Source organism: Chamaesiphon sp. OTE_20_metabat_361 (assembly GCF_031364565.1).
The window spans coordinates 1-7,066 of the sequence record NZ_JANLWO010000078.1; the positions used below are offsets into that span (position 1 = coordinate 1).

6 protein-coding genes are annotated in these 7,066 nt (G+C 49.7%); 1 reads left to right on the top strand and 5 read right to left on the bottom strand.

Annotated features, from left to right (window positions below; translation table 11 throughout):
* Together rplS and RMO35_RS02080 are read right to left on the bottom strand one after the other, a co-directional pair.
* Positions 1-341: 50S ribosomal protein L19 (gene rplS / locus RMO35_RS02075; protein ID WP_309738222.1), on the bottom strand; the 341-nt coding region annotated here is incomplete at its 3' end.
* Positions 342-405: 64 nt separating this feature from the next.
* Positions 406-561, bottom strand: coding sequence for a hypothetical protein (locus RMO35_RS02080; protein WP_309738224.1), 156 nt, complete (start codon positions 559-561; stop codon positions 406-408).
* 52 nt (positions 562-613) lie between these two features.
* Between RMO35_RS02080 and RMO35_RS02085 the strand changes: the two genes are divergently transcribed.
* Positions 614-1,141, top strand: a complete 528-nt coding sequence (locus tag RMO35_RS02085) for a glyoxalase-like domain protein (RefSeq protein ID WP_309738226.1) — start codon at positions 614-616, stop codon at positions 1,139-1,141.
* Between the two features lie 44 nt (positions 1,142-1,185).
* Here RMO35_RS02085 and RMO35_RS02090 read toward each other — a convergent pair whose 3' ends face one another.
* From RMO35_RS02090 to RMO35_RS02100, 3 genes are all read right to left on the bottom strand, one after another.
* Positions 1,186-2,640, bottom strand: a complete 1,455-nt coding sequence (locus RMO35_RS02090) for a response regulator (protein WP_309738229.1) — start codon at positions 2,638-2,640, stop codon at positions 1,186-1,188.
* Between the two features lie 296 nt (positions 2,641-2,936).
* Positions 2,937-6,524 carry a chemotaxis protein CheB gene (locus RMO35_RS02095; protein ID WP_309738230.1) on the bottom strand — a complete coding sequence of 1,196 codons (3,588 nt, stop codon included), beginning with the start codon at positions 6,522-6,524 and terminating at the stop codon, positions 2,937-2,939.
* A 312-nt stretch (positions 6,525-6,836) separates the two neighbouring features.
* Positions 6,837-7,066, bottom strand: a 230-nt coding sequence (locus tag RMO35_RS02100; protein WP_309738231.1) for a DNA gyrase C-terminal beta-propeller domain-containing protein, incomplete at its 5' end; no start/stop codon positions are given.

Below are 7,066 nucleotides of genomic sequence, written 5' to 3' on the forward strand. Positions count from 1 at the left end.
TGTTTGACGCGAGTTGCTTTACCGACGCGCTCGCGAAGATAAAACAGTTTCGCACGACGGACTTTACCGCGACGAATTACTTTGACGCTATCGATTTTGGGTGAGTGCAACAGGAATACCCGTTCCACGCCAATACCCTGAAAGACACGACGGACAGTAATAGTTTCATTGATACCGCCATTACGAGTAGCAATAATGATGCCTTCGTAAGGTTGTACGCGCTCTTTGTTACCTTCTTGAATTTTTACGCCCACACGGACGGTATCGCCCACGTGAAGGGTAGGCAGATCGGATTTTAGATACTCCGCTTCGATCGAGCGAATGATTTCCTGAGCTTTCATGTGGTTTGAAAAAATTCACAGACTATCATCATAGCAGATGAGTGAATATTTGTCTAAACTTATTTTAGAGCTGTTGCCCTACGAGGTGAGCGGCTACCGATTCTTTACCTGCGACTGTTCGCGAAGCGTTCCCGAAGGCGGACTTTGCACTCCGAGCGGCGGTTTCTAACCGCTGAGGTTGTGTCCAAACCTCGCTCGATCGCAGCAATACTTTATGCAATTAATTAATCCGAACTGTTAACATATATTCAATCCTAGTCCTATGCGATTTTATGCCTTTAGATAGCCTGTTTTCGACCCAAGGTATCATGGTGATGCTTCTGGCAGCCTACGCTGGGGCGATGTGGCTGTTTTTGACTAGCGCCCCGAAGGTTTACACGGTGATGGTGTCCGATCTCCAAATTGCTCAAGATTTGTATGAGGGAATGTTAAATCTGTCGATTGCGCAAGTGCCGTTACATTATTACTATGACTACGAGCAGACGATCGGGACTGCGGGAATGGATCCGATGTATATGGCGGCACCGATGGGTCGCGGTAGCATCCGAGGGATGAAAGGCTCGGAAGGGTTGTGGTATCAGCTCAAGAAAAACACCCAACTGCACGTCATTACTGGAGCGAGCTATGGTGAGAAAAATCGCCAACGGCATGTTTGTTTCGATCGCGATTGTTTGGAGCAAATCTTGATGCGGATTCAAACTCGTGGTGTCAAGCACAAGATTCGGGGTGAGAAGCCGCTAAATTTCTTGGTGAAAGATTATGAGGGTCGGACGATCGAAATGTCTGAAGCTGCTAATTAGACCTCTTGCGGAGGGTAGAGGGTAGATGGTAGATGGAATTATGCTCAGCTAGTTGAGTTATCGTCGAGGAGATCGAGCCAATCGCTAGCTGAGTCGAGCGGGTAGCCATGCTGTCGAAATAGCTTGATGGCACCGCCGAGGATTTGGGCAATCGGGCTGGTTTGTCCTAGGGTCCACGGCTGTTTGCCAGTGGTAACGATGCCAACTTCACCGATGATATCTAGCGGTCGCTGTTGCGGCGCATCGCTCTGTGCCGCTGCATCGTCGATAAAATCGCTCATGAGCGGAAAAATCGAGACATGAGCTGAGGGAGTCAAAAGATTGACATAGGCTGGGGGCATAATTGCCGCAGGAGGAGCAATCCAACTTTTGCCTGTAAATAAGTGCTGGTAAAACCGAGGATAGAGCTGGAGATCGATTTGTTTGCCAAGTTTACTGGCGGGGTAAGTTAGCCGTTCGCGATCGATATATTCACAGCAGATGGTCGCTGTATTGGTGTAAGGCTCGTGCAGCGTCACCCAACAGTAGTCTGCTGCGATCGCTTTACCTAATTGCGCTAGCGCACTCTGGAGCAGCTTTGTTTCGGTGCGAGCGGTCTGCACGCGATCTAAAAGCAGCTCCCAGACTTGGAGACAGGCGATGGCTTGGTCGTATTCGGCAGTCTTGGCTTGTAGTTGGGAGATTAACCTAATTTGAAATAATTCGAGATCTTGATTGCGCTCCTGCAAATCCATCTGGATGCCGATCTGCTCGCTGTTATCTTGAAATACCACGATACTGCCGACGATCTCACCATCTGGATGTAGGATCGGGGTCGCGGTAGCAGAGATCGGCACGATCCCACTATCGCTAGACGTCAACCAACAGCCCTCTAGTGACTTGACGAGTGCTTGCAATCGCATCGATCGCAAACTGGGATTTTCGATTGTAGTGCCATCTGTTTCCCAGATTAAGTAAAAAACGTTATCGATCTCCTCCCCTACCGCCGCTGCTGAATTCCACCCGGTCAGCGTTTCGGCGATCGGATTGATAAATGTGATTAGTCCCTGGCGATCGGTGATGATAATGCCACTACCCATGTTGTCTAAAGTGTAGCCTAGCGAGGCTTGCGCCATCTGGGCACAGGCTTCGATCTGATGCCGCTGGTAGGCTACCTGAATCGTACTCTGTAAGGTCTGTGCCTGAAAAGGCTTAACAATATAGCCAAACGGAGCGGTTTTAAGTGCCCGCGCTAGTGTAATTTCGTCGGCGTGGGCACTCAGGTAAACCACGGGAATTTTCAATCGCTGGTAGATTTCATTCCCAGCGGCGATCCCGTCCATCTCTCCGGCTAACCGAATATCCATCAGGACTAGATCGGGATCTTTATGAGTCGCGGCGCGAATTGCGGCTGCGCCAGAGACGGCTAAATCGACTACCTCATGTCCCAATTTTTCTAATGTTTCTTTGATATCCCAGGCACCAATTGTTTCATCTTCAACTACTAATATTTTTACCATTTGCCCAGATTATTGCGGTAGTGCGATCGACGTGTTGTCCAAAATGCGGTTTGTAAGACTCGCTAACCTTGCCCTCACCCCCAACCCCTCTCCCAAGTACCGTGTACACACAAGTCCGCTGTGGCTCCGTTTTCGCTGGGCTTACCCCCCAACCCCCCTTATCAAGAGGGGCTTTAGCTCCCTCCCCTTGATAAGGGGAGGGCTGGGGTGGGGTAACACAGACTACGCAGCAACTCAAATAACTTGTGCATACACAGTAGCTCTCAAGCGGAGAAGGGTTGGGGGTGAGTGCAAGGTTAGCGATCGCTGCTGACAACTTTAGGGAAGCTAATCTCAAACACAGTCATAGCGCCAGTTTGTACCGCCAATTGACCTTTGATTTGGCTGACTGCTGAGATGACTAAACTCAGTCCCATCGATCGCACATTGCCAAGATCGAATTCTGGTGGTAGTTCTCGCCCGTTATTGGCGACCGATAACTTCAGGAGATCGTCACCGCTGTGTGCCAACTTTATCCGTACTTCGCCGTGGCGATTGTCTCCAACTCCGTGCTTGATGGCATTGGTGACGAGTTCGTTAATTATCAAGCCACAGAGGACGGCTCGATCGACATCGATGGCAATCCCTGGCTCGACCTCAATGTGGAGCGCGATTGCTGCTCGATCGACATTGTAGCTAGTAAAGAGATTATTGACTAATGTTTGGACATATTCGGCAAAATTGAGATTTGCTAAATTGGCTGATTGATAGAGGCTCTCATGAATTAGCGACATTGCCTGGACGCGATTTTGGCTATCTTGAAGGATTTCCATCGTCTGTGGATCGGCAACGCGATTGCTTTGTAAACTGAGCAAACTAGAGACAATTTGGAGATTGTTTTTGACGCGGTGGTGAATCTCGCGCAGGAGGACTTCCTTTTCGGTGAGTGAGTCGCGGATGAGAATTTCGGCTTGGCGACGCTCGGTAATGTCTTCGATCGCCAGCAGGATACTATGTTCGTGCAGTTCGTCTTTGATTTTGCAAGCGTTAAATAACAGCATTCGCTCTGAATCCGGCTCGAATGCGGTTATTTCAAAGTCTTGAAACTCAGTATCGCGGGCGAGGAGATTTGCCAGTAGCGATCGCAGATCGGGTAGATCCCACTGGCGATTTTTGACCTCAAAGATCGATTGCTGTTCGGTTTGAGCAGGTGTCAGTTGGAAGGTTTCGTAAAAGTATTGATTGGCTCTAATGACGCGTAAATCTGGATTGAGGACGAGCAAGGGTTGGCGGACGGTTTCGACGATCGCATTGGCATAGTCTCGGGCGGCGGCGATGCTGGTGGCACTGCGCTTGAGCGTGTCGATATCGATTAAGCCGATGACGACGCCATCGATCCGATTGTCGATCGTCCGATAGGGGCGAATTCGCAAGCTGTACCAGGCTCCCGTCCGATCTTGGATTTCTTCTTCTCGGGTCGTCAGCGTATCGAGGGTTTCGAGGATCGATGCTCCCAGATCGGGGATGATAATGTTGGGCTGAATATCGCTAAATGGTCGCCCTAAATCTGTCGGAATCAGGTTGAATATTTGTTGGGCTAAGGTGGTAAAGCGGCGAATCCGCAACTCGCCATCGAGCATCAAAATCGGAATATTAATGCTGCTTAATAAGTTTTGCAGATCGTTATTCAGTTGTCCTAGTTCGAGATTACGGCTATTTAATTCCTCGTTAATCGTGTGCAGTTCTTCATTAGTTGCTTGCAATTCTTCTTGGGAAGTTTCCAACTCTTCATTGGTACTTTGCAACTCTTCATTACTAGATAAAATTTCTTCATTAGCAACTTGAAAAGCTTGGTTGGTCGATTCTTGTTCCTTGATAATTGCTTGTAAATATTCGCGAGTTGTCGCTAATTCCTGTTGCAGTCGCGTTTGTTCCTGCTCTCCGGAAGTCTGTTTGACTTTTCTGGCGCGGCTGGGAGCATCGCCACTGGCGATCGCCGACTCCTGAAAGAGGATGAGTAAATAGGGCTTATCGATCTCACCGATCTTAAAGGGAATCACTTCTAGATCGATCGTTTTGACCCCGGTGGCGGTCGAGAGCCGCAGACCTTCTTGGCGCACGACTTCTTGCTGTTGCTTGGCTTGATGGACGGCAGCGCGGAGTTCTACTACCAATTCTGGTCTAATCATTTTAAATAAATTGAAGCTCGGCTTGCCCGCCGCAGGTTCAAAATAATCGCCCGTCTGTCCCCGAAATTGGACGATATTCATGTCTTCATCGATCGCTACGCCGACGGGAGCGTAGCGCTCCAAAATGAGGCGATCTGCGAATTGGCTCAAATCTAAATCGTTGCGGTTATCGTCATCAATCGGCGTCATTGGCTTTACTTTTTCGAGAACGCGATCGCTACTATTAAATCTCAAGTATGGACTGCGAGGAGCAGATTTGCGATCGTAAATTTTGGACTTTTTATCTAATGGGGCGAACAGATTGGAAAATTCGCCGATACTTTCAGAAGTGCCCAACATCAAAAAACTTTGCGGTTTGAGCGCGTAATGAAAAATGGGAATCAACCGTTTTTGGAGTTCTGCTCCCAAATAAATCAGCACATTGCGACAGCTAATCAGATCGAGTTGGGAAAATGGCGGATCGGCAATCAAGTTTTGTCTGGCAAAGACACACAACTCGCGGACGGATTTGCTAATCTGATAGCCGCCATCCACAGCCACAAAAAAGCGGCGCAGTCGCTCCGGGGAAATCCCCGCCATCATCCCCGGCTTATAAATACCCATCCGAGCGCGATCGATTACGCCCTCACTGATATCGGTGGCGAAAATCTGGATCGGCAATTGCAAGTCGCGCTCTGTTAAATACTCTAACAAGCAAATCCCGATCGAGTAAGCTTCCTCGCCTGTGGAACAGCCTGCAACCCAGATCCGCACTGGCACTGCCAGCGATTTCCGCGCGAGGATTGTCGGTAAAACTGTGGTTGTCAGCGTGTTAAAAGTTGCCGGATCGCGAAAAAAACTCGTGACATTAATCAATAAATCTCGTTCGAGGGCAGTTAGTTCGCTGGGGTGAGTGCGGAGATAGTGGGAGTAATCATCCCACCGCTCGAAGTCGTGCAATGCCATCCGCCGTAAAATGCGCCGCTTCAATGTCGCAGGTTTGTAGCCAGTAAAGTCTACCCCTTTGTAGCGATGGAGCAGGGTGAAAATGGTTGCAAGGACATCTGCTTCACTGGCGGAGCTAGTCTCGCGATCGGGCGGTACTGGCGGCAGTCGAGCGACATAAAAATGCTGAGCGATCTTGGCGATCTCTCTGGCAATTGCCGCAGGCGGTAAGACAAAATCCACCTGCCCGGTGGAGATCGCTCGATCGGGCATTCCCTCAAATTTGGAGGAGGCAATATCTTGAGCGAAGGTAATCCCCCCCGCTGCTTTGACTGCGGCTAAGCCCAGCGCCCCATCGCCATCGGTACCCGATAATACTACCGCGATCGACCGCTGCTGACGCTCGATTGCCAGGGATTTCAAAAAGCGATCGGCTGGTAAATATTTGCCATGAATCTTCTCGCGCACGGACAACCTCAAGCGATTACCTACCAGCACCAGATCGAAATTCGGTGGGATGACGGAGACTCGATTTGGCGCTACTTCCATCCCCTCTTCAACTTCAGCCACAGGCATCGCTGTCGCTTTCGCTAAGATGGTGGTGAGTAAACTGGGGTGGGTAGGTGCTAAATGCTGAATCAGGACGAATGCCATCCCCGTATCGGCAGGCAAATGTTGGAGCAATTGGGTAAAGGCTTCGAGTCCGCCAGCAGACGCACCCACACCCACGATCGTACACATGGGATCGTTATCATCTTCGAGGTCAATGGCGCGATCGGCTGGTAGGTTCATTTGATGCCATTACAATGCCTTGGGTAGATCTGAGAGGATGAATGGATGCGTCTAACTGCTTCGTTTCTAGTGGGCTTACCCCCCCAACCCCCCCTTATAAAGGGGGGCTTTTGCTCCCTCCCCTTTATAAGGGGAGGGCTGGGGTCGGGTAAAGGGACTACGCAGAAACTTAGATAACTTGTGTATGGCTTCTAAAAGGACTATGGGGGATTTTCTATGGTTTACAAGTGCTAATCGATACTTTTCAAACACGATCTAAAAATTCAGGGTAGCGGTATTCACATTACCCCTACCCTGAATCTTACTTGAAATCTAGATCTCTTCTGCTCCTGCTTCGTCGATATCGTCGATCGCTTCGAGATCGAGATCCTCCTCGCCAGTAGAAGCAGGGACGATCGCCACTGCCATAATCGCATCGTCATCATCGAGCTTCTGCACCCGTACCCCGGTTGCCATCCGAGATTGCGGCGAGATCGCGTTAATCGCTTGACGGATGATAATCCCCCGATTGGTGACGATCATCATCTCTTCATCGGGATTAA

Coding starts and splice junctions, on each gene's coding strand:
- RMO35_RS02085 (WP_309738226.1), top strand. CDS start 614: ATGCCTTTAGATAGCCTGTTTTCGACCCAAGGTATCATGGTGATGCTT.
- RMO35_RS02090 (WP_309738229.1), bottom strand. CDS start 2,640: ATGGTAAAAATATTAGTAGTTGAAGATGAAACAATTGGTGCCTGGGAT.
- RMO35_RS02095 (WP_309738230.1), bottom strand. CDS start 6,524: ATGAACCTACCAGCCGATCGCGCCATTGACCTCGAAGATGATAACGAT.